General features: G+C 73.5%; 16 protein-coding genes. 5 read left to right on the forward strand and 11 right to left on the reverse strand.

Annotated elements, in window-relative coordinates; genetic code table 11:
* Positions 1 to 72 precede the first annotated feature (72 nt).
* Entirely contained in the window at positions 73 to 753 is a 681-nt protein-coding gene (pdxH, locus tag ACF1AL_RS29175; protein WP_384213855.1) for a pyridoxamine 5'-phosphate oxidase, read from the forward strand.
* Positions 754 to 768: 15 nt separating this feature from the next.
* Here pdxH and ACF1AL_RS29180 read toward each other — a convergent pair whose 3' ends face one another.
* The 9 genes from ACF1AL_RS29180 to ACF1AL_RS29220 are packed head-to-tail and all read right to left on the reverse strand — an operon-like array spanning position 769 to position 11,573.
* Entirely contained in the window at positions 769 to 1,389 is a 621-nt protein-coding gene (locus ACF1AL_RS29180) for a hypothetical protein (protein WP_391828089.1), read from the reverse strand.
* Between the two features lie 34 nt (positions 1,390 to 1,423).
* Positions 1,424 to 2,029, reverse strand: coding sequence for a TetR/AcrR family transcriptional regulator (locus ACF1AL_RS29185; protein WP_366835507.1), 606 nt, complete (start codon positions 2,027 to 2,029; stop codon positions 1,424 to 1,426).
* A gap of 4 nt (positions 2,030 to 2,033) precedes the next feature.
* The gene (locus ACF1AL_RS29190; protein ID WP_391828091.1) at positions 2,034 to 2,771 is read right to left on the reverse strand and encodes an enoyl-CoA hydratase family protein; all 738 of its coding nucleotides are present in this window, start codon (positions 2,769 to 2,771) and stop codon (positions 2,034 to 2,036) included.
* Positions 2,768 to 4,336: a 4-coumarate--CoA ligase family protein gene (locus ACF1AL_RS29195; RefSeq protein ID WP_391828093.1), complete on the reverse strand. Its 1,569-nt coding sequence runs from the start codon at positions 4,334 to 4,336 to the stop codon at positions 2,768 to 2,770. Before ACF1AL_RS29195 ends, ACF1AL_RS29190 begins: the two co-directional genes overlap by 4 nt.
* 19 nt (positions 4,337 to 4,355) lie before the next feature.
* A complete protein-coding gene (locus ACF1AL_RS29200) occupies positions 4,356 to 5,486 on the reverse strand; it encodes an acyl-CoA dehydrogenase family protein (RefSeq protein ID WP_386584256.1) in 1,131 nt (376 codons plus the stop codon).
* A 60-nt stretch (positions 5,487 to 5,546) separates the two neighbouring features.
* Positions 5,547 to 7,418, reverse strand: a complete 1,872-nt coding sequence (locus tag ACF1AL_RS29205) for a biotin carboxylase N-terminal domain-containing protein (RefSeq protein WP_391828095.1) — start codon at positions 7,416 to 7,418, stop codon at positions 5,547 to 5,549.
* A 5-nt stretch (positions 7,419 to 7,423) separates the two neighbouring features.
* Positions 7,424 to 9,022 (reverse strand): acyl-CoA carboxylase subunit beta, encoded by a 1,599-nt coding sequence (locus tag ACF1AL_RS29210; protein WP_391828097.1) that lies wholly within the window; start codon positions 9,020 to 9,022, stop codon positions 7,424 to 7,426.
* Entirely contained in the window at positions 9,019 to 10,782 is a 1,764-nt protein-coding gene (locus tag ACF1AL_RS29215) for an acyclic terpene utilization AtuA family protein (protein ID WP_391828099.1), read from the reverse strand. The genes ACF1AL_RS29210 and ACF1AL_RS29215 overlap by 4 nt, the downstream gene beginning before the upstream one ends.
* Positions 10,779 to 11,573, reverse strand: coding sequence for a TIGR03084 family metal-binding protein (locus tag ACF1AL_RS29220; protein WP_391828101.1), 795 nt, complete (start codon positions 11,571 to 11,573; stop codon positions 10,779 to 10,781). The genes ACF1AL_RS29215 and ACF1AL_RS29220 overlap by 4 nt, the downstream gene beginning before the upstream one ends.
* Before the next feature lie 143 nt (positions 11,574 to 11,716).
* On the opposite strand from ACF1AL_RS29220, the gene ACF1AL_RS29225 reads away from it, so the two are divergent.
* Positions 11,717 to 12,475 (forward strand): class I SAM-dependent DNA methyltransferase, encoded by a 759-nt coding sequence (locus tag ACF1AL_RS29225; RefSeq protein WP_391828102.1) that lies wholly within the window; start codon positions 11,717 to 11,719, stop codon positions 12,473 to 12,475.
* Between the two features lie 162 nt (positions 12,476 to 12,637).
* On the opposite strand, the gene ACF1AL_RS29230 is transcribed toward ACF1AL_RS29225, so the two are convergent.
* A complete protein-coding gene (locus ACF1AL_RS29230) occupies positions 12,638 to 13,552 on the reverse strand; it encodes a DMT family transporter (RefSeq protein ID WP_391828142.1) in 915 nt (304 codons plus the stop codon).
* Positions 13,553 to 13,996: 444 nt separating this feature from the next.
* Here ACF1AL_RS29230 and ACF1AL_RS29235 point away from each other — a divergent pair, with 444 nt between their 5' ends.
* Both ACF1AL_RS29235 and infA read left to right on the forward strand, forming a co-directional pair.
* Positions 13,997 to 14,761: a GNAT family N-acetyltransferase gene (locus ACF1AL_RS29235; RefSeq protein ID WP_391821215.1), complete on the forward strand. Its 765-nt coding sequence runs from the start codon at positions 13,997 to 13,999 to the stop codon at positions 14,759 to 14,761.
* 162 nt (positions 14,762 to 14,923) lie between these two features.
* Positions 14,924 to 15,148, forward strand: coding sequence for a translation initiation factor IF-1 (gene infA / locus ACF1AL_RS29240; protein ID WP_366835497.1), 225 nt, complete (start codon positions 14,924 to 14,926; stop codon positions 15,146 to 15,148).
* A gap of 99 nt (positions 15,149 to 15,247) precedes the next feature.
* On the opposite strand, the gene ACF1AL_RS29245 is transcribed toward infA, so the two are convergent.
* Positions 15,248 to 18,328, reverse strand: coding sequence for an FAD-binding and (Fe-S)-binding domain-containing protein (locus ACF1AL_RS29245; protein WP_391828104.1), 3,081 nt, complete (start codon positions 18,326 to 18,328; stop codon positions 15,248 to 15,250).
* A gap of 168 nt (positions 18,329 to 18,496) precedes the next feature.
* Between ACF1AL_RS29245 and serC the strand changes: the two genes are divergently transcribed.
* Positions 18,497 to 19,615: a phosphoserine transaminase gene (gene serC, locus ACF1AL_RS29250; protein ID WP_366835495.1), complete on the forward strand. Its 1,119-nt coding sequence runs from the start codon at positions 18,497 to 18,499 to the stop codon at positions 19,613 to 19,615.
* The last annotated feature ends 63 nt before the right edge of the window (positions 19,616 to 19,678 follow it).

Raw genomic sequence — 19,678 nt, forward strand, 5'->3', positions numbered from 1 at the left:
TCGCGGCACTCAGTGCCATCGACAGCTTGCGCGGGGGTTCGGTGCGGACGGTCGATACGGCAAGATGCTCGCGTGAACGACCACGACGCCGCCTTCTTCGGTCCCGCTCCCGATCCTGCCGCGATGCGCAAGCAGTACCGTGCCGAGGGCCTGTCCGAGGCCGGTCTGGCCGCCACGCCGGTGGCGCAGTTCGCGCGCTGGTTCCGGCAGGCGGCGGAGGAGGCGCATCTGTTCGAGCCGAACGCGATGGTCGTCTCCACGGCGGACGCGGAGGGCCGGCCGAGTGCGCGGACGGTGCTGTTGAAGGGGTTCGACGAGCAGGGTTTCGTCTTCTACACGAACTACGACTCGCGCAAGGCGCGGGAGCTGGCCGAGAACCCCCATGTGTCGCTGTTGTTCCCATGGCATCCGATGGCCCGGCAGGTGATCGTGCTGGGTGAGGCGCGGCGTACCGGCCGGGACGAGACGGCGGCGTATTTCCGGAGCCGGCCGCACGGCTCGCAGCTGGGTGCGTGGGCGAGTGCGCAGTCCTCGGTGATCGCCTCCCGGGCGGAGCTGGACGAGGCGTATGCGGAGCTGGAGGCGCGGTATCCGGAGGGCGAGCAGGTGCCGGTGCCGCCGCACTGGGGTGGTTTCCGGGTGGTGCCGCGCAGTGTGGAGTTCTGGCAGGGCCGGGAGAACCGGATGCACGACCGTCTGCGGTATGTCGCCAAGGCGGACGGCGGGTGGCGGGTGGAGCGGCTCAGTCCCTGAGGGCCGCCGGGGTGGTCAGAGTTTGCCCCCAACGCGGACGGTGCGGTGGCCGCCGAGGAGGTCGGCCACGCGGGAGTGGAACGCGTCGGTGAACAGGGGCCAGTTCCAGAACTCGAAGCCGAGGTGGGCGAAGGCGAAGTAGTCGTCGGCCCAGGTCCACGCCGGCAGGGGGACGGCGGTGGTGCAGGCGGGGCAGACGACGTCGGCCTCGCCTGTCTCGTGCCAGGGGTTGATGGCGGCGGCGAAGCGCGCCCAGGCGTCGTCGCCGGCGGCTGCGGGCGCCTCCTCGCCCTCCTCGTCGGGGAGGTGGTCGTAGTCCTCGGTGAGCAGGGGTGTCGTGACGCCGCAGCGCGGGCAGGTCACCGCCTCGGGACCGCCCTGTCCGCCGTGGAACACGGTGCGGCCGGTGTAGACGGCCAGTCCGTCATACGGCTCCCAGTCCGCGTCGTCCTCGGCGACCGCCCGGTGCCAGTTCGGCCCGGGCGGATGTCCGGTCGGCGGGCCGAAGACGCAGTCGGTGCGTTCGGCGAGGACGATGCCCTCGGTCACGAGCCAGTCGACGACTCGCTGGGCGAGGGCGGGGGCGTCCTGCGGGGAGGCGTCGAGGTCGACGATCGTCTGGAAGTAATCACCCATGCCCTGACCGTAGCGGCGGGCACTGACATCGCTCTCAGCCGAGCGCGGTGTCCAGCAGGTCCGCCCACTGGGCGACCACTCGTTCGCGACGGGGGGTGTCGTCGGTGAGGAGGTTGGCGAGGCCGAGGCCGCGGGCCATGTCGAGGAGGCCCTGGACGGTTTCGCGGACGCCGGGGCGGGATTCGTCGGCGCCCAGGAGGTCCACGGCTATGCGGTGGGTCTCGCGGCCGACGCGGGCTTCGAGTTCGGTGACGCGTCCGCGCAGCTGGTCCTCGTTGGAGGCGGCGACCCACAGCTGGAGGGCGGCGCGGAAGAGGGGGCCGGTGTAGAGGTCGACGAGGGCGGTGACCACGGCGCGGCGGTCCGCGGCCTGCGCGCCGTCGGGGAAGAGGGCGCGCAGGGCGAGGGAGCGTTCCTCGGCGACGTATTCGACGGCGGCGGTGAAGAGGTCCTCGCGGGTGGGGAAGTGGTGCTGGGCGGCTCCGCGGGAGACGCCGGCGCGTTCGGCGACGACGGTGACCGTGGAGCCGGCCCAGCCGTGTTCGGCGAGGCAGGCCACGGCCGCTTCCAGGAGGCGCTGCCGGGTGGCCCGGCTGCGGTCCTGTTTGGGCGCGCGGTCGCGTTCCGCCGTCGTGCTCATGTGCTCACACCACCCATGCGGGGTCCCGTTTCTCCAGGAAGGCCGTCATTCCCTCGCGTGCTTCGGCGGAGGAGAACAGCCGGGCCGAGAGCGCGGTCAGGCCGGCCGCGTCCCGGTCGAATGTTTCCAGCACCCTAGCCGTGAGCAGCCGTTTCGTCTCGGCCAGGGCCTGGGGTGAGGAGCGGCGCAGTCCGTCGAGGACGGGGGCGAGGGCTTCGTCTACGTCGTCGGCGGTGGTGGTGAGGAGGCCGAGGCGTACGGCTTCGGCGGCGTCGAAGCGTTCGCCGGTGAGGTAGTAGCGGGCCAGGGCGCGGGGGTCGGTGCGGGGGATCACCGGGAGGGAGATCACGGCGGGGGCGACGCCGATGCGTACCTCGGTGAAGGCGAAGGTGGCCTCGGGGGAGGCGGCGGCGATGTCGCAGGCGGCGAGGAGCCCGAGGCCGCCGGCGCGGACGTGTCCGGTGATGCGGGCGACGACGGGTTTGCGCAGGTGGAGGATCTGCCGGAGCAGGTCGACGAGGGCGTCGGGGTGGGGCGGGTCGCGCAGGTCGGCGCCGGCGCAGAAGGTGGTGCCGGTGTGGGTGAGGACGACGGCGCGGACGTCGGGGTCCTTGGCGCTGTCGGTGAGGGCGTCGGCGAGGGCGGTGACGAGGGCGGCGGACAGGGCGTTGCGGGTGTCCGGGGAGTCGAGGCTGAGGGTGTCGATGCCGCGGGTGCGGCTGCGGCCGACGAGGGTGGTCATGGGCGCTCCCGGAGCCGGCGCCGCAGGATCTTGCCGGAGGCGGCGCGGGGCACGGCGTCGATGAAGGTGATCTTGCGGATGCGTTTGTAGGGGGCGACGCGTTCGGCGACGTACATCATGATCTCGGCGTCGGTGAGGTCGGCGGCGGTGGGCTGGCGGACGACGTGGGCGTGCGGGAACTCGTTGCCGTCGGGGTCGAGGTCGCCGATGACGGCGGCGTCGGCGATGCCGGGGTGGGTGAGCAGGAGGGCTTCGAGTTCGGCGGGGGCGACCTGGAAGCCCTTGTACTTGATGAGTTCCTTGACGCGGTCGACGACGAAGAGCCAGCCGTTCTCGTCGACGTGGCCGACGTCGCCGGTGTGCAGCCAGCCGTCGGGGTCGATCATGGCGGCGGTGGCGTCGGGGCGGCCGAGGTAGCCCTTCATGACCTGGGGGCCGCGGATGAGGATCTCGCCGGACTCGCCGGCGGGGAGGTCCTTGTCGGGGTCGTCGAGGGAGACGATCCGCATCTCGGTGCCGGCGATGAGCTTGCCGACGGTGCCGGCGGGGGCCTCGTCCATGGCGTCGAGGGGGACGACGTGGGTGCCGGGGGACAGTTCGGTCATGCCGTAGGCCTGGCCGACGGGTGGCAGGCCGAGGCGTTGTGAGCAGGCCGCGGCGAGGGCGGCGTCCAGGGGGGCGGCGGCGCTGACGAGGTATTTCAGCGACGACAGGTCGTACTGGGCGACGAGGGGGTGTTTGGCGAGGGCGAGCACGATGGGCGGTGCCACGTACAGGCCGGTGATGCGGTGGGTCTGGATCGCCGCGAGGAAGCTTTCCAGTTCGAAGCGGGCGAGGACGACGACGGTGGCGCCCTTGCGCAGGGGCGCGTTCATCAGCGCGGTGAGGCCGTAGATGTGGAAGAAGGGCAGGACGGCCAGGATGTGTTCGCCGGGTCCCGTGGTGATGGCGGGTTCCAGCTGGGCGAGGTTGGTGGCGATCTGCCGGTGGGTGAGCATCACGCCCTTGGGGATGCCGGTGGTGCCCGAGGAGTACGGCAGGGCGGCCACGTCCTCGGCGGGGTCGATCGTGACGGACGGTTCGGGGGCGGCGGAGCCCAGCATGTCGATCAGGGAGCGGTGGCCGGGTGCCTGGTCGCAGACGAAGATCTCCACGACGCCGCCGGCGAGTTCGGCGGCCCGTTGGGCGATGCCCAGCAGCGGGGAGACGGTGATGATCCAGCGGGCGGCGCAGTCGGCGAGCTGTTTGGCGAACTCCTCGGCGGTGGCCAGGGGGTGGGCGGTGGTGACGGAGGCGCCGGCGCGGGTGGCCGCGTAGAAGGCGACGGGGAAGAACACGGTGTTGGGGCTGTGCAGGGCGAGCACGTCGCCCTTGCGCACGCCGGCCTCGGCGAGTGCCGCGGCGATGCGCCGGTGGAAGCGGTCCACCTGCTCGTAGGTGAGGGTGGTGCCGTCGGTGCCGTCGACGAGCGCGGGGGTGTCCGCGAACTCGGCGGCCCGGCCGAGCACGGCCTCGTGGATGGGGAGGTCTACGGGCTGGACGTCTGCGTACGCACTGCGGAACACGGTTCCTCCAGTCGGTCGCCTAGTACGACTTGGGCAGGCCCAGGGTCTGATGGGAGACGTAGTTGAGAATCATCTCCCGGCTCACCGGGGCAATACGAGCCACACGCGCGGCCGTTATCAACCGGGCGAGGCCGAACTCGCGGGTGAGGCCGTTGCCGCCGAGGGTGTGCACGGCCTGGTCGACGGCTTTCACGCAGGCCTCCCCGGCCGCGTACTTGGCCATGTTGGCGGCCTCGCCGGCACCGAGGTCGTCGCCCGCGTCGTAGAGGTGGGCGGCCTTCTGCATCATCAGCCGGGCCAGTTCCAGGTCGATGTGGGCCTGGGCGAGGGGGTGGGCGATGGCCTGGTGGGCGCCGATGGGGGTGTTCCACACGGTGCGCTCGCGGGCGTACGCGATCGCCTTGGCGAGGGCGTGGCGGCCCATGCCGATCGCGAACGCGGCGGTCATGATCCGCTCGGGGTTGAGCCCGGCGAACAGTTGCAGCAGCCCGGCGTCCTCGTCGCCGACGAGCGCGTCGGCGGGCAGCCGGACGTCGTCGAGGACGAGCTCGAACTGCTTCTCCGCCGCGTTCAGTTCCATGTCGATGGGGCGGCGCTGGAAGCCGGGGGCGTCGCGCGGGACGATGAACAGGCAGGGCTTGAGGCGTCCCGTGCGGGAGTCCTCGGTGCGGCCGACGATGAGGGTGGCGTCGGCGATGTCCACGCCGGAGACGAACACCTTGCGGCCGGTGAGCAGCCAGTCGCCGCTGTCGCCGTCGCGGCGGGCGGTGGTGGTGATGCGGTGGCTGTTGGAGCCGGCGTCGGGTTCGGTGATGCCGAAGGCCATCAGGCGGGATCCGTCCGCGAGTGCGGGCAGCCACTGCTGTTTCTGGGCGTCGGTGCCGAAGCGGGCGATGACGGTGCCGCAGATCGCCGGGGAGACGATCATCATGAGCAGGGGGTTGCCGGCGGCGCCGAGCTCTTCGAGGACGAGGGAGAGCTCGGTGATACCGCCGCCGCCTCCTCCGTAGGCCTCGGGGAGGTTGACGCCGATGTAGCCGAGTTCGGCGGCGTCCTGCCACACCGTGGCGGGGTCTTTGTGGCTGGTGGCGAAGGCCGCGACGGCCTCGCGCAGGGCCTTGTGCTCTTCGGATTCGATGAGGGTGGTCACGGTCGTCCTCCGGGTGCGGTGGTGGGTGGCTGGGCGCGCTCACGCGGCGCCGGCCGCATGTCAGTGCGGGCCCGCGCCCTGGTGCCGGCTGCTTTCGACCACGGCCAGGAGGGTGCCGACCTCCACTTGCTGGCCCTCCGTCACCGGCAGGGCCGTCAAGGTGCCCGTGGTCGGGGCGGAAATGCGGTGTTGCATCTTCATCGCTTCCAGCCAGACGATCGGTTCGCCCGCCTGGACACTCGATCCGGTGATGAGACCGTCGGCGATCTTGACGACCGTGCCGGGCATCGGCGCGAGCAGGGAGCCGGGGGCGTGCTGGGCGGTGGGGTCGGGGAAGCGGGGCAGGACGGTCAGCGCGGTGCCGTTCACCCAGACCCGGTCGCCGTGGCGGGCCACGTCGAAGGTGCGGCGCACGCCGTCCGCTTCGAGGACGACCCGGCCGGGTTCGGCGCGCACCACCCGCACCCCGTCCGCCTCCGCGGCCAGGCCGTCGCGGGTGTGCCGGTAGCGGACCTCGTGCTCCTCCCTCGCCAGGGCGTACCGCTTGACCTGGGGCTGGGAGGGCAGGTTGCGCCAGCCGCCGAAGCGGGAGCGGCCGCAGGCGTCGGCGAGGGCGGCGGCGAGCGGGGCCAGCGGGTCGGCGGCCGGCTCGGTGAGGGCGGCGAGGTGGCGGTCGTAGAAGCCGGTGTCCATGCGGCCGGAGGTGAACTCCTCGTGCCGCAGGGAGCGCACGAGCAGGTCGCGGTTGGTGACCGGGCCGTGCAGGACCGTCCGCTCCAGGGCGCCGGCGAGGGCGCGGACGGCCTCCGCGCGCGTGGGGGCGTGGGCGACGACCTTGGCGATCATCGGGTCGTAGTGGACGCCGATCTCGTCGCCGTCGGTGTAGCCGGTGTCCAGGCGGACGCCGTCGGGTACGGCGAGGCGGTGCAGGGTGCCGGTCTGCGGGGCCCAGTCGCGGGCGGGGTCCTCCGCGTACAGGCGGGCCTCGACGGCGTGGCCACGCGCGTGTGGCGGCTCGCCGGCGAGGGCGTGCCCCTCCGCGACGCGGATCTGCTCGGCGACCAGGTCGAGCCCGAAGACCGCCTCCGTGACGGGGTGTTCGACCTGGAGGCGGGTGTTCATCTCCAGGAAGTGCGCGCGCTCCCCGGCCACCAGGAACTCGACGGTGCCGGCGCCGACGTAGGAGACGGCGCGTGCGGCGCGCACGGCGAGCGCGTGCAGCTCCTGGGTGAGCGGCGCGGGAAGGCCGGGTGCCGGTGCCTCCTCGATCACCTTCTGGTGGCGGCGCTGCAGGGAGCAGTCGCGGGTGCCGAGCGCCCACACCGTGCCGTGGGTGTCGGCGAGGATCTGCACCTCGACGTGGCGGCCGTTCTCCAGGTAGGGCTCGACGAAGACCTCGCCGTCGCCGAAGGCGCTCGCCGCCTCGGCGCGGGCGCCCTCCAGCGCGGACGGCAGGTCCTCCAGGCGGCGCACCACGCGCATGCCGCGTCCGCCGCCGCCCGCGGCCGCCTTCACCAGCACCGGCAGGTCGGCCTCGGTGACCTCCCCCAGCGGTGCGATGCCCATCAGCTCCTTGGCCCGGGTCTTGGAGGCCATGGCCTCGATGGCCTGCGGGGGCGGCCCGATCCAGGTCAGGCCGGCGTCGAGGACGGCGCGGGCGAAGTCGGCGTTCTCCGACAGGAAGCCGTAGCCGGGGTGCACGGCGTCCGCGCCGGCCGCGAGCGCGGCCTTCACGATGAGGTCGCCGCGCAGATACGTCTCGGCGGGCGCCGCTCCCGGCAGCCGTACGGCGGTGTCGGCCACGCGCGCGTGCAGCGCGTGGGCGTCGGCGTCGGAGTGCACGGCGACGGTGCCGATGCCGAGCCGGCGGCAGGTGCGGACGATCCGGCAGGCGATCTCGCCCCGGTTGGCGACGAGCAGGGTCTGGATCATGTTCCTCACATCCGGAAGACGCCGAAGCCGCCGCGTGCGCCCTCGTAGGGGGCGGTGTGGATCGCGGACAGGCACAGGCCGAGGACGGTGCGGGTGTCGCGCGGGTCGATGACGCCGTCGTCGTAGAGCCGGCCGGACAGGAACATCGGCAGCGACTCGGACTCGATCTGCTGCTCCACCAGCGCCCGCAGTTGGGCGTCCGCGTCCTCGTCGTACGGCTGTCCCTTGGCGGCGGCGGACTGGCGGGCGACGATCGACAGCACGCCGGCGAGCTGCTGCGGGCCCATGACGGCGGACTTGGCGCTGGGCCAGGCGAACAGGAAGCGCGGGTCGTAGGCGCGTCCGCACATGCCGTAGTGCCCGGCGCCGTAGGAGGCGCCCATCAGCACGGACAGGTGCGGCACCGTCGAGTTGGACACCGCGTTGATCATCATCGCGCCGTGTTTGATGATGCCGCCCTGCTCGTACTCCTTGCCGACCATGTAGCCGGTGGTGTTGTGCAGGAACAGCAGCGGGATGTCGCGCTGGTTGGCGAGCTGGATGAACTGGGCGGCCTTCTGCGACTCGGCGCTGAACAGCACGCCCTGGGCGTTGGCGAGGATGCCGACCGGGTAGCCGTGCAGGGCCGCCCAGCCGGTGACCAGGCTGGTGCCGTACAGCGGCTTGAACTCGTCGAAGTCGGAGCCGTCCACGATCCGCGCGATGACCTCGCGCGGGTCGAAGGGGGTCTTGAGGTCGCCGGGGACGATGCCGAGCAGTTCCTCGGCGTCGTACTTGGGCGGCTCGGCCGGGCCCGGGTCCGGGTGCGCCTTGCGGTGGTTGAGCCGGGCCACCACGCGCCGGGCCTGCCGCAGCGCGTCGGGCTCGTCCACGGCGAAGTAGTCGGCGAGGCCCGACACGCGCGCGTGCATCTCCGCGCCGCCCAGGGACTCGTCGTCGCTCTCCTCGCCGGTGGCCATCTTCACCAGCGGCGGGCCGCCGAGGAACACCTTCGCCCGCTCCTTGACCATGATCACGTGGTCGGACATGCCGGGGACGTAGGCGCCCCCGGCCGTGGAGTTGCCGAAGACGACGGCGATCGTCGGGATGCCGGCGGCCGACAGCCGTGTCAGGTCGCGGAAGATCGCCCCGCCCGGGATGAAGATCTCCTTCTGCGAGGGCAGGTCGGCGCCGCCGGACTCCACCAGGCTGATGCAGGGCAGCCGGTTGGCGAGCGCGATGTCGTTGGCGCGCAGCGCCTTCTTCAGCGACCACGGGTTGCTCGCGCCGCCGCGCACGGTCGGGTCGTTGGCGGTGATCAGGCACTCCACGCCCTCCACCACGCCGATCCCGGTGACCAGGGACGCGCCGACGGTGTAGTCGCTGCCCCAGGCGGCCAGCGGGGACAGCTCCAGGAACGGCGTGTCCGGGTCGAGCAGCAGCTCGATGCGTTCGCGGGCGAGGAGCTTGCCCCGCCCCCGGTGCCGTTCGACGTACTTCGGGCCGCCGCCCGCGAGCGCCTTGGCGTGCTCGGCGTCGAGGTCGGCGAGCTTGGCGAGCATGGCCTCGCGGTTCGCCCGGTGGTCGGGGGCGGCCGGGTCCAGGGCCGAGGTCAGCACGGTCACAGCAGGGCCTCCGGGATGTCGAGCCGGCGCGAGCGCAGCCATTCGCCGAGCGCCTTGGCCTGGGGGTCGAATCGGGCTTGTGCGGCGACACCGGCGCCGAGCAGTCCCTCGACGACGAAGTTGAGGGCGCGCAGGTTCGGCAGGACGTGCCGGACCACGGTCAGCGGGCGGGTCTCGGGCAGCAACTCCTGGAACCGCTCGGCGGTCAGCTCGTGGGCCAGCCAGCGCCAGGCCTCCTCCGAGCGCGCCCACACCCCGACGTTCGCGTCGCCGCCCTTGTCCCCGCTGCGGGCGCCGGCGACCAGTCCCAGCGGGGCCCGGCGCACCGGCCCCGCCGGCAACGGTTCGGGAAGCTCCGGTTCCGCGACCGGTGACAGGACGGCCGTCTCCGCCGGCGCGGGCACCGGCACGCGCCGCCCGTCGTCCAGCACCGCGACGTGCTCCACCGCGTCCTGCGGGACGTGAGCGGCCTCGAACACCCCATAGGGAGAGCCCTTTCCGGGGGGCGCGAGCACATGGAAGCCGGGGTAGCTCGCCAGCGCCAGCTCGACGGCCGCGCCGCTCAGCGCCCGCCCCACGAGCCGCTGGTCCGGGTCGCGGACGACCAGCCGCAGCAGGGCGCTCGCCGTCTCCTCGGTGTCCGCGTCGGCCCGGTCGGTGCGCACCAGCTCCCAGCGCACCTCGGCGGGCGGCGACTTGGCGAGCGCGTCGGAGAGCTGCTCGCGCACGAGCGCCGCCTTGGCCTCGACGTCCAGGCCGGTCAGCACGAAGACGACCTCGTTGCGAAAGCCCCCGAGCCGGTTGACGCCGACCTTGAGCGTGGGCGGCGGCGCCTCCCCGCGCACCCCCTCGATCCGCACCCGGTCCGGCCCGTCCTGACTCAGCCGTACCGTGTCCAGCCGGGCGGTGACGTCCGGTCCCGCGTACCGGGCGCCCGCCGTCTCGTACAGCAGCTGCGCGGTGACCGTGCCGACGTCGACGAAACCGCCGGTGCCGGGATGCTTGGTGATGACGCTGCTGCCGTCGGCGTGGATCTCGGCGAGCGGGAAGCCGGGGCGGCGCAGGTCGCGGCCGCCGTCGCGGAAGAAGGCGTAGTTGCCGCCGGTGGCCTGCGCCCCGCACTCCAGGACGTGCCCGGCGACGACCGCGCCCGCGAGCCGGTCGTGGTCGCCGGGCTGCCAGCCGAAGTGGGCGGCGGCCGGGCCGGTGACCAGGGCCGCGTCGGTGACCCGCCCGGTGACCACGACGTCGGCGCCGGCGCGCAGGCAGGCGGCGATGCCGTGACCGCCGAGGTAGGCGTGCGCCGCGAGGCTGCCGGGGTGGTGCGCGGCGCGGTCGTCGCCCTCGACGTGCGCGACCCGCACCGGGACGCCGAGCCGGCCGGCGAGCTGCCGTACGGCGTCGGCGAGCCCGGCCGGGTTCAGCCCGCCCGCGTTGGCGACGATCTTCACGCCCCGCTCGTGGGCGAGGCCCAGGCACTCCTCCAGCTGGCGCAGGAAGGTGCGGGCGTATCCGGCGGCGGGGTCCTTCAGCCGGTCCCGGCCGAGGATCAGCATGGTCAGCTCGGCGAGGTAGTCGCCGGTGAGGACGTCCAGCTCACCGCCGGTGAGCATCTCGCGCATCGCGTCGAAGCGGTCGCCGTAGAAACCGGAGGCGTTGCCGATGCGCAGGACGGAGTCGGGGCCGGGGACGGCGTGGGGATGCGTTTCGGTGGGCGTCCGGGGGGCGCCGGCCTGTCGCGTGGCGCCGTCCCCGCTCATCGCTCCTCCCCCGTGGCCGGGCGGCCGGGGCCCGGTGGGCCCGCGAAGGCCTGGGCGATGTCGAGCCACCGGTCGGCGTCGGGGCCTTCCGCGCGCAGGGCCAGGTCGGCGCGGTGCGCGCGCTGGGTGACCAGCAGGCAGAAGTCGAGCGCGGGGCCGGTGACGCGTTGCGGGGCGTCCTCGGGGCCGTAGCTCCACAGGTCGCCGGAGGGGGCGCGCAGGGTGACGCGGAACTCCTCGGCCGGCACGGGCAGCCCGCGCACGCCGAAGGCGAAGTCGCGGGTGCGCACGCCGAGCCGTGCCACGTGCCGGATGCGGTCCGTGGGCGGCCGCCGCACCCTGAGCGCGTCCGCCACGTCCTGGCCGTGCGCCCAGGTCTCCATCAGGCGTGCGGAGGCCATCGAGGCGGCCGCCATGGGCGGGCCGTACCAGGGGAAGCGGGCGCCGGGCGGGGCGGAGCGCAGCGCCTTGTCGAGGGCGGTCCGGCCCTCGCGCCAGCGGTGCAGGAGGGCGTCCGGCGGGAGGGCGGCCCCCTCCTCGGCTCCCTCGTCGACGAAGGTGTCCGGCGCGGCGAGGGCCTGCTCCACCAGCGCGCGGAACCCGTCCTGGTCCGTGACGGCGAGCAGAGCCGAGCGGTCGGTCCAGGCGAGGTGGGCGATCTGGTGGGCGATGGTCCAGCGGGGCGCCGGGGTGGCGAGGGCCCACTGCGCGGGGCTCAACCCGGCCACCAGGCGGTCGAGTTCGTAGCTCTCGTCGCGGAGGTCGTCGATCACGGGCGTCGGATCTGACATGCGGCGAGCATGGCAGCGGGCCCGAAAACAATCAAGCATGCTTGCATGATTTTTTGAGGGCACCGTGTACCCGGTGCGAGCCGCTGCCGGCCCCGCGAAAATCGCGCGCGCCGGCCCGCCCGCCGCCCCTACCGTCGATCCCGATGAATACAACGGACGGAAACGACACAGACGGTTACTTCGGAGAATCGGTCGCGGCCACCTACGACGAGTCGTCCGCGGAGATGTTCGAACCCGAGCGCGTCGAACCCGCCGTCGATCTCCTCGCGGAGCTGGCGAGCGGCGGCCGGGCGCTGGAACTGGGCGTCGGCACCGGCCGTATCGCGCTCCCGCTGGCACGGCGCGGCGTCGAGGTGCACGGCATCGACCTGTCCCGGGCGATGACGGACCGGCTGCGCGCCAAGCCGGGCGGCGACGCGATCGGCGTGACGATCGGCGACTTCGCCACCACGCGGGTGGACGGCACCTTCTCGCTCGCCTACCTGGTCTTCAACACGATCAACAACCTGACCACGCAGGACGCCCAGGTGGACTGCTTCCGCAACGCCGCCGCCCACCTGGAGCCCGGCGGCTGCTTCGTCGTGGAGGTCGGCGTGCCCGACCTGCGGCGGCTGCCGCCGGGGCAGACCGCGGTGCCGTTCCGCGTGGACGGCTCACGGCTGGGCTTCGACCTGTACGACGTGGCGACGCAGTCGCTGAGCTCGCACCACGTGACCGTACGGGAGGACGGCACCGTCTCGTACGTCTCGATCCCGTTCCGCTACGTGTGGCCCGCCGAACTGGACCTGATGGCCCGGCTCGCGGGGATGCGGCTGCGGCACCGCTGGGAGGACTGGGACCGCTCACCGTTCACGAACGAGAGCCGGCGCCATGTGTCGGTGTGGGAGAAACCGGGCGCCTGACCGGCGGCGCGGCTGCGCCTCCTGGGTCGCTGCGGGCCCGGCAGCGGGGCTGCACTTCCCGGGTTGGCCGCCTGGCCCGGCAGCGGGGCTGCGCCTCCCGGGTGGCCGCCTGGCCCGGCAGCGGGCTTGCGCCTCTCGGGCGGGCTTGCGTTGCCGGGTGGGTTACGCCTCCCGGGTCGGCCTGCGCCGTCCCACCTGTGTGCGGACCGCGCCCATGCTCGCCGCGATGACCAGGGCGATCGCGATCGCCTCGACCGGGGAGAGGGCCTGGCCCAGGATCAGAAAACCGGCCGTCGCGGCGATGGCGGGCTCCAGGCTCATCATGATGGCGAAGGTGGGCGCGGGCAGCCGGCGCAAGGCAAGCAGTTCCAGGGTGTACGGCAGGACGGACGACAGCAGCGCGACCGCCGCGCCGAGGCCGACGGTGACCGGGTCGACCAGCCGGGAGCCGGCCTCCGCGATGCCGAGCGGCAGGAACAGCACCGCGCCGACCGCCATCGCCAGCGCCAGCCCGTCGGCCTGCGGGAAGCGGCGGCCGGTGCGGGCGCTGAAGGTGATGTACGTCGCCCACATCGCGCCCGCACCGAGCGCGAACGCGACGCCGACCGGGTCGAGGTCGCCGAATCCGCCGCCGCTGAGCAGGAACACCCCGGCCAGCGCCAGCCCGGCCCAGACGAAGTTGAGGGCGCGGCGGGAGGTGAGCACGGACAGGGCCAGCGGGCCCAGCACCTCCAGGGTGACCGCGGGTCCGAGCGGGATGCGGGCGACGGCCTCGTAGAACAGGCCGTTCATGCCGGCCATCGCGACACCGAAGGCGATCACCGTGCCCCAGTCGGCGCGCGAGTGGCCGCGCAGTCTCGGCCGGCAGACCAGCAGCAGCACCACGGCGGCGACCAGCAGCCGCAGCGACACCACGCCGAGGGCACCCGCCCGCGGCATCAGCGTCACCGCGAGCGCGCCGCCGAACTGCACCGAGGTGCCGCCCGCGAGCACCAGGCCGACGGGGCCCAGCGAGCCGAGACGGCCGGCGCGGGAGGCGGCCGCCGTCGCGGCACGGGCGGCCTCGGGCGTGGTCACGGCCGCGGAGGCCGCAGCAGCGGAGGCCGCCGAACCGGGGTTCGTCGGGCCGGGGGTCGCCGAGGCGGACGGGGCGGTGTCGGGGCGGGTCACGGGCGGTCCAGGGGCTTGTGGCGTGCGGAGGTCTCAATCGGTGACGCGTACGGTGCACTGTTCATCGTAATGCACTGCGAAGTCGAGAGTAATGGACTTCGTCAGGGGCGTGAAGCCCTCATGCCACTGTCCCGGAGGATGAGATTCCTGTCCAGGCGGGCCCGGAGAAAAAGGAGTGGGCGGACCGGCGGAGGGGCTGATAGCTTCCAGGTCGACCGTGGCTCTGCCGGAGGAGGTGACACCCGTGAACGCTGTATCGAGGTGGGTGCTCCCCCTTTCCGTCACGGTGTGCGACTGACTCAGGTGTCGTCGGAGCGCCCCATCAGAGGCACTCCTGAGAGGCGAACACCTATGAACACTGTGACGATCACGCGGGTCGCGACGACGCAGTGGGAGGCCGTGACCGACGAGCGGATCGTCGGCCGGGGCGATGTCTCCCACCGGCCCGACGGGCGGCTCTTCCTCAGCATCGACGTCTGGCAGGACGCGGTCTTCGACCAGCTCGCCACCGCCATGCTGGCGGAGCTGCCCAAGCCGCTGCACACTCTGGTCGACGAGACCGACCACGCCCTCACCGCGCGCTGGGCACGGCTCGGCTTCACCGTAGGACGCCGTGAGCGGGAGTACGTCCTGCCCACCGACCCGCGGGAGAACGGGCTCGGCGCCTCCCACCTCCCCGCCGGGGTGACGATCCTGCCCGCCGGCGAGGCGGACGAGAGCCGCCTGCGCGCCCTGGACCACGCGATCCGCGAGGAGGTCGAGGCCACCGTCGGCTGGCACACCATGCCGGCCGAGATGCTGCGCGGACCGGCCGGCGACACCCTGGTGGACCCGTCGAAGTACGCGGTGGCCGTCCGCGACGGCGCGTACGTCGGCCTGGTCCGGGTCGTGCCGATCCGCACCCGGGCGCGCATCGGGCTGCTCGCGATCCGCGCCGACCAGCGCCGGCAGGGCATCGGGCGGGCGCTGCTCGCCCACGCGCTGGGCGCGCTGCACCACGCCGGGATCGACTCCGCCTGGGCCGAGGTCGACGAGTCCAACGCCGCGGCGATCGCGCTGGTCGAGGGCGCCGGCGCCCGGCGACCGGGCGGCTACCTGGAACTGGTCCGCCCCTGACGCCACGCCCACGCCGGGCCGAGCCGAGCCGAGCCCTACCGGGCCGAGCAGGGCCCAACCGGCCGAACCGAGCCCGACCGGCCGAGCCGGAACGCAGGCCCACTCACCCACCCGCTCCATCCCTCACCCCATCCATCTCACCGAATCGAAAAGCAGGAGACCTTGGCGAGAAAAGCGAACGGCCTGGAAATCGAGGGCACCGTCCTCGAGTGCCTGCGCAACGCCACCTTCAAGGTGGAGTTGCAGAACGGGCACCACGTGCTCGCGCACATCAGCGGGAAGATCCGGAAGAACTACATCAAGATCCTCCCCTTCGACCGCGTGCTCGTGGAGCTGAGCCCGTATGACCTGACCCGCGGCCGGATCCTCTACCGGTACCGCACCTGACCGGACCCGACCTGACGGGCCTGACCGGGCCTGACCGGGCCTGACCGGGCCTGATCCGCAGGAGGCGTGCGCCCGGGCGAGCACCCCGGGCGCACCGCCTCACCCCTCGGCATCCTCACCTGCCGCATCCAGCGCGTCCGCCAGGACCTCCGCCAGGTGCCGGCCGCGGATGCCGCCCAGCTGCTCCAGCTGGGTGCGGCAGGAGTAGCCGTCCGCCAGGACCACCGCCTCGGCCGGTGCCTGGCGCACCGAGGGCAGCAACTGGTCCTCCGCGCACGCGGCCGACACCGCGTAGTGGCCGCGCTCGAAGCCGAAGTTGCCCGCGAGGCCGCAGCAGCCGCCGCTCAGCTCGCCGGTCAGCCCGGCGGCCGCGCGCAGCCGGCGGTCGGCGGCGTCGCCGAGCACCGCGTGCTGGTGGCAGTGGGTCTGACCGGTCACCGGGCGGTCCAGGACCGGTGGGCTCCAGTCGGGGGCGAACCGTTCCAGTGCCTCCGCGAAGGTCACCACCCGCTCCGCCAGCCGGGCCGCCCGCGGATCGTCGTGCAGCAGCTCGGGCAGGTCGCCGCGCAGGGCGGCGGCACAGCTCGGCTCCAGCACCACCACCGGCAGGTCCGTCTCCAGCACCGGCGCCATCAGCTCCAGCGTCCGCCGCAGCACCGCACGCGCCCGGTCGAGCTGGCCGGTGGAGATGTACGTCAGCCCGCAGCACACCCGCGCTCTGCGGGCCGTGAGCAGCGCCGCCGCGCTTCTCGACCTCGCGTCCCCGACGGGCCGGCCGCGCATCCGCAGCGTCGGCGGCAACGTCACCCGCAGCCCGGCCGCCTCCAGCACCCGCACCGCCGCGCGGCCGACGGAGGGCGAGAGGTGCTCGGTGAAGGTGTCCGGCCACAGCACCACCAGCCGTCCCCCACCGCCCTGCACCTGGCCACGGCCCTGCACCTCACCACCGCCCTGCACCCGGCCACGGCCGTGCACCTCGCCACCGCCCTGCGCCCGGCCCCCACCGGCCACTTGGCCACGACCGCTCGCCTGGCCACCACCCATCGGCCCGCCCCCACCGATCCGCCGGCCACCACCAGTCCCCCCGCCACCCGTCGACCCGCCGACCGCAGTCGCCCCCCGCCCCCGCCACCACCGGCTGAACGGCTCCCTGGCCACCCGCGGTATCTCCCGCTCGGCCGCGATCCCGCCCCACCGCTTGGCCAGGCGGGCCAGCGGGCCGATCGCTGCCGCCGCGTTCACCAGGCCCGCCGCGCGCAGCACCGCCACCCACCGCAGCCACTCGGGCAGCCGGCCCATCGTGTAGTGGGCCGCGGGGCGGCGGCGGCCCGCGTAGTGGTGGTGCAGGAACTCCGCCTTGTACGTGGCCATGTCGACGCCGACCGGGCAGTCGGAGCGGCAGCCCTTGCAGGACAGGCACAGGTCCAGGGCGTCCCGCACCTCCGCCGAGCGCCAGCCGTCGGTGACCACCTCCCCGGCGAGCATCTCGTGCAGCAGCCGGGCCCGCCCGCGCGTGGAGTGCTCCTCCTCGCCGGTCGCCCGGAACGACGGGCACATCACCGCCGGGCCGGACACCGTGGTCGTGCGGCACTTGGCGACGCCGACGCAGCGGCGCACCGCCGCGGAGAAGTCGCCGCCGTCGGCCGGGTAGCCGAACGCCACGTCCACCTTCTCGCGGGGCAGCACGGAGAAGCGCAGGTCCGCGTCCAAGGGGGCCGGGCGGACCAGCATGCCGGGGTTGAGCAGGTCGTCGGGGTCCCACACCGCCTTGGCGCGCTCGAAGAGGGAGACCATCCCCGCGCCGTACATCACCGGCAGCAGCTCCGCCCGCGCCTGCCCGTCGCCGTGCTCCCCGGACAGGGAGCCGCCGTGGGCGACGACCAGGTGGGCGAGCTCCTCGGAGAAACGGCGGAAGCGGGCGACGCCGGCCTCGGTGAGCAGGTCGAAGTCGACGCGGACGTGGATGCAGCCGTCCCCGAAGTGGCCGTAGGGCGTACCGCGCAGCCCGTGCGCGGACAGCAGGGCGCGGAAGTCCCGCAGATAGGCGCCGAGCCGGGCGGGCGGCACCGCGCAGTCCTCCCAGCCGGGCCAGGCCTCCGAGCCGTCTGGCATCCGGGTCGCCGTGCCGGACGCGTCCTCGCGGATGCGCCACAGGGCCCGCTGGTCCGCCGGGTCGGTGACGACCAGCGCGTCGAGTACGTCGGCCGCGCCCACGACCGCTTCCGCCGCCGCCCTCGCCTCGGCCGGCGTCGCCCCGCCGGTCTCCACGAACAGCCATGCCCCGCCCCTGGGCAGGCCCGCGGTCGGCGGCACCAGGTCGGCCGCCATGCCCTCGACGGTGAGCGGGCCGTGGACCAGCAGTCCGGCGGCGGCCTCGGCGGCGGCGCTCTCGTCGGCGTAGCCGAGCACGGCCAGGGCGCGGGCGCGCGGCGCCTGAACGAGCCGTACGACCGCCTCGGTCAGCACGCCCCAGGTGCCCTCGCTGCCGCAGAAGGCGCGGGCCACGTCCGCGCCCCGCTCCGGCAGCAGCGCGTCCAGCGCGTACCCGGAGATGCGGCGGGGCAGGTCGGGGAAGCCGGTGCGCAGCCGCGCCAGTTCGCCGTCGACCAGGTCCCGCAGTCCCGCCGGGGCGCCCGCCCAGCCCTGTCCGAGCCGCAGGCGTGCGCCGCGCCCGGTGATCACGGACAGCTCCCGCACGCTGTCGGCGGTGGTGCCCCAGGCCACGGAGTGGGAGCCGCAGGAGTTGTTGCCGATCATCCCGCCGAGCGTGCAGCGGCTGTGGGTGGAGGGGTCGGGGCCGAAGCGCAGACCGTGGGGGGCGGCGGCCTCCTGGAGCCGGTCGAGGACCAGTCCGGGCTGGACGACGGCCGTCCGCGTGCCCGGGTCGAGGTGCAGCAGCCGGTTCATGTGCCGGGTGAAGTCCAGGACCACGCCCGTGCCCGTCGCCTGCCCGGCGATCGACGTGCCCCCGCCGCGCGCGACCACCGGCACCCCGCGCGCCCGGCAGACCTCCAGCACGGCGGCCACGTCGTCGGCGTCTCTCGGCGCCACCACGCCCAGCGGGACGCGCCGGTAGTTGGACGCGTCCATGGTGACCAGCGCCCGGGAGGCGGTGTCGAAACCCACCTCGCCCCGGACGGCGGCGCGCAGCTCCGCTTCGAGACCCGAGTGATCCGTCATGCGTCCAGGATGCATCCGCTCACGCACAGTCACCGCGACTTTTCCACAGCCCCGGCCCTATCGTCATACGAATCGTCGTACGAATCGACCAGTCCATCCCCCGGCGATCCTGTCTCATCCGACGGACACGTTTCCGTCCGGTTTGGCCCAGCCGATACCCTCCGACTCGTGGCCGACATCCAGATTCCCGCTGACATCAAGCCCGCCGACGGACGTTTCGGCGCGGGTCCCTCCAAGGTGCGGACCGAGGCGCTGGACGCCCTCGCCGCCACCGGCACCTCCCTCCTGGGCACCTCCCACCGCCAGGCGCCCGTGAAGAACCTGGTGGGCCAGGTCCGCGAGGGCATCTCCGAGCTGTTCCAGCTGCCCGAGGGCTACGAGGTGATCCTCGGCAACGGCGGCTCCACGGCGTTCTGGGACATCGCGACCCACGGTCTGATCGAGAACAAGTCGCAGCACCTCACCTTCGGCGAGTTCAGCTCGAAGTTCGCCAAGGCGGCCAAGCTGGCCCCGTGGCTGGCCGAGCCCACCGTCGTCTCCGCCGACCCGGGCACCCACCCGGAGGCGCGGGCCGAGGCCGGTGTGGACGTCTACGCGTTCACCCACAACGAGACCTCGACCGGTGTCGCCATGCCCATCAAGCGGGTGGAGGGCGCCGACGAGGGCGCCCTGGTCCTGGTCGACGCCACCTCCGGCGCCGGCGGCCTGCCCGTCGACGTCAGCGAGACGGACGTCTACTACTTCGCCCCGCAGAAGTCCTTCGCCTCCGACGGCGGCCTGTGGATCGGCGTCTTCTCCCCGGCCGCGATCGAGCGCGCCGAGCGGATCCACGCCTCCGGCCGGCACGTCCCGGAGTTCTTCTCCCTGCCGACGGCGATCGACAACTCCCGCAAGAACCAGACGTACAACACCCCCGCCCTCGCCACCCTCTTCCTGCTCAACCAGCAGCTGGAGTGGATCAACGGCCAAGGCGGCCTGGACTGGGCCGTGCGCCGCACCGCGACCTCCGCGCGCACGCTGTACGGCTGGGCGGAGGACGTGAAGTTCGCGACGCCGTTCGTCACGGACCCGGCCAAGCGCTCGCAGGTCATCGGCACGATCGACTTCTCGGACGACATCGACGCCGCGGCCGTCGCCAAGGTGCTGCGCGCCAACGGCATCGTCGACACCGAGCCGTACCGCAAGCTCGGCCGCAACCAGCTGCGCGTCGCGATGTTCCCGGCGATCGACCCGGCGGACGTCGAGGCGCTGACGAAGTGCATCGACTACGTGATCGAGAAGCTCTGATCACGTAGATCCGACGACGAGGGGCGCCCGGTGCCACACCGGGCGCCCCTCGCGCGTGTCACG

It is taken from the genome of Streptomyces sp. NPDC014801, assembly GCF_043082085.1.
Lineage (GTDB): Bacteria > Actinomycetota > Actinomycetes > Streptomycetales > Streptomycetaceae > Streptomyces.

What these genes read in the sequence shown, in the direction of transcription:
- ACF1AL_RS29180 (WP_391828089.1), bottom strand. Translation starts at nt 1,389, where the DNA reads ATGGGTGATTACTTCCAGACGATCGTCGACCTCGACGCCTCCCCGCAG.
- ACF1AL_RS29185 (WP_366835507.1), bottom strand. Translation starts at nt 2,029, where the DNA reads ATGAGCACGACGGCGGAACGCGACCGCGCGCCCAAACAGGACCGCAGC.
- ACF1AL_RS29190 (WP_391828091.1), bottom strand. Translation starts at nt 2,771, where the DNA reads ATGACCACCCTCGTCGGCCGCAGCCGCACCCGCGGCATCGACACCCTC.
- ACF1AL_RS29205 (WP_391828095.1), bottom strand. Translation starts at nt 7,418, where the DNA reads ATGATCCAGACCCTGCTCGTCGCCAACCGGGGCGAGATCGCCTGCCGG.
- ACF1AL_RS29215 (WP_391828099.1), bottom strand. Translation starts at nt 10,782, where the DNA reads ATGAGCGGGGACGGCGCCACGCGACAGGCCGGCGCCCCCCGGACGCCC.
- ACF1AL_RS29220 (WP_391828101.1), bottom strand. Translation starts at nt 11,573, where the DNA reads ATGTCAGATCCGACGCCCGTGATCGACGACCTCCGCGACGAGAGCTAC.
- ACF1AL_RS29225 (WP_391828102.1), top strand. Translation starts at nt 11,717, where the DNA reads ATGAATACAACGGACGGAAACGACACAGACGGTTACTTCGGAGAATCG.
- ACF1AL_RS29235 (WP_391821215.1), top strand. Translation starts at nt 13,997, where the DNA reads ATGAACACTGTGACGATCACGCGGGTCGCGACGACGCAGTGGGAGGCC.
- ACF1AL_RS29245 (WP_391828104.1), bottom strand. Translation starts at nt 18,328, where the DNA reads ATGACGGATCACTCGGGTCTCGAAGCGGAGCTGCGCGCCGCCGTCCGG.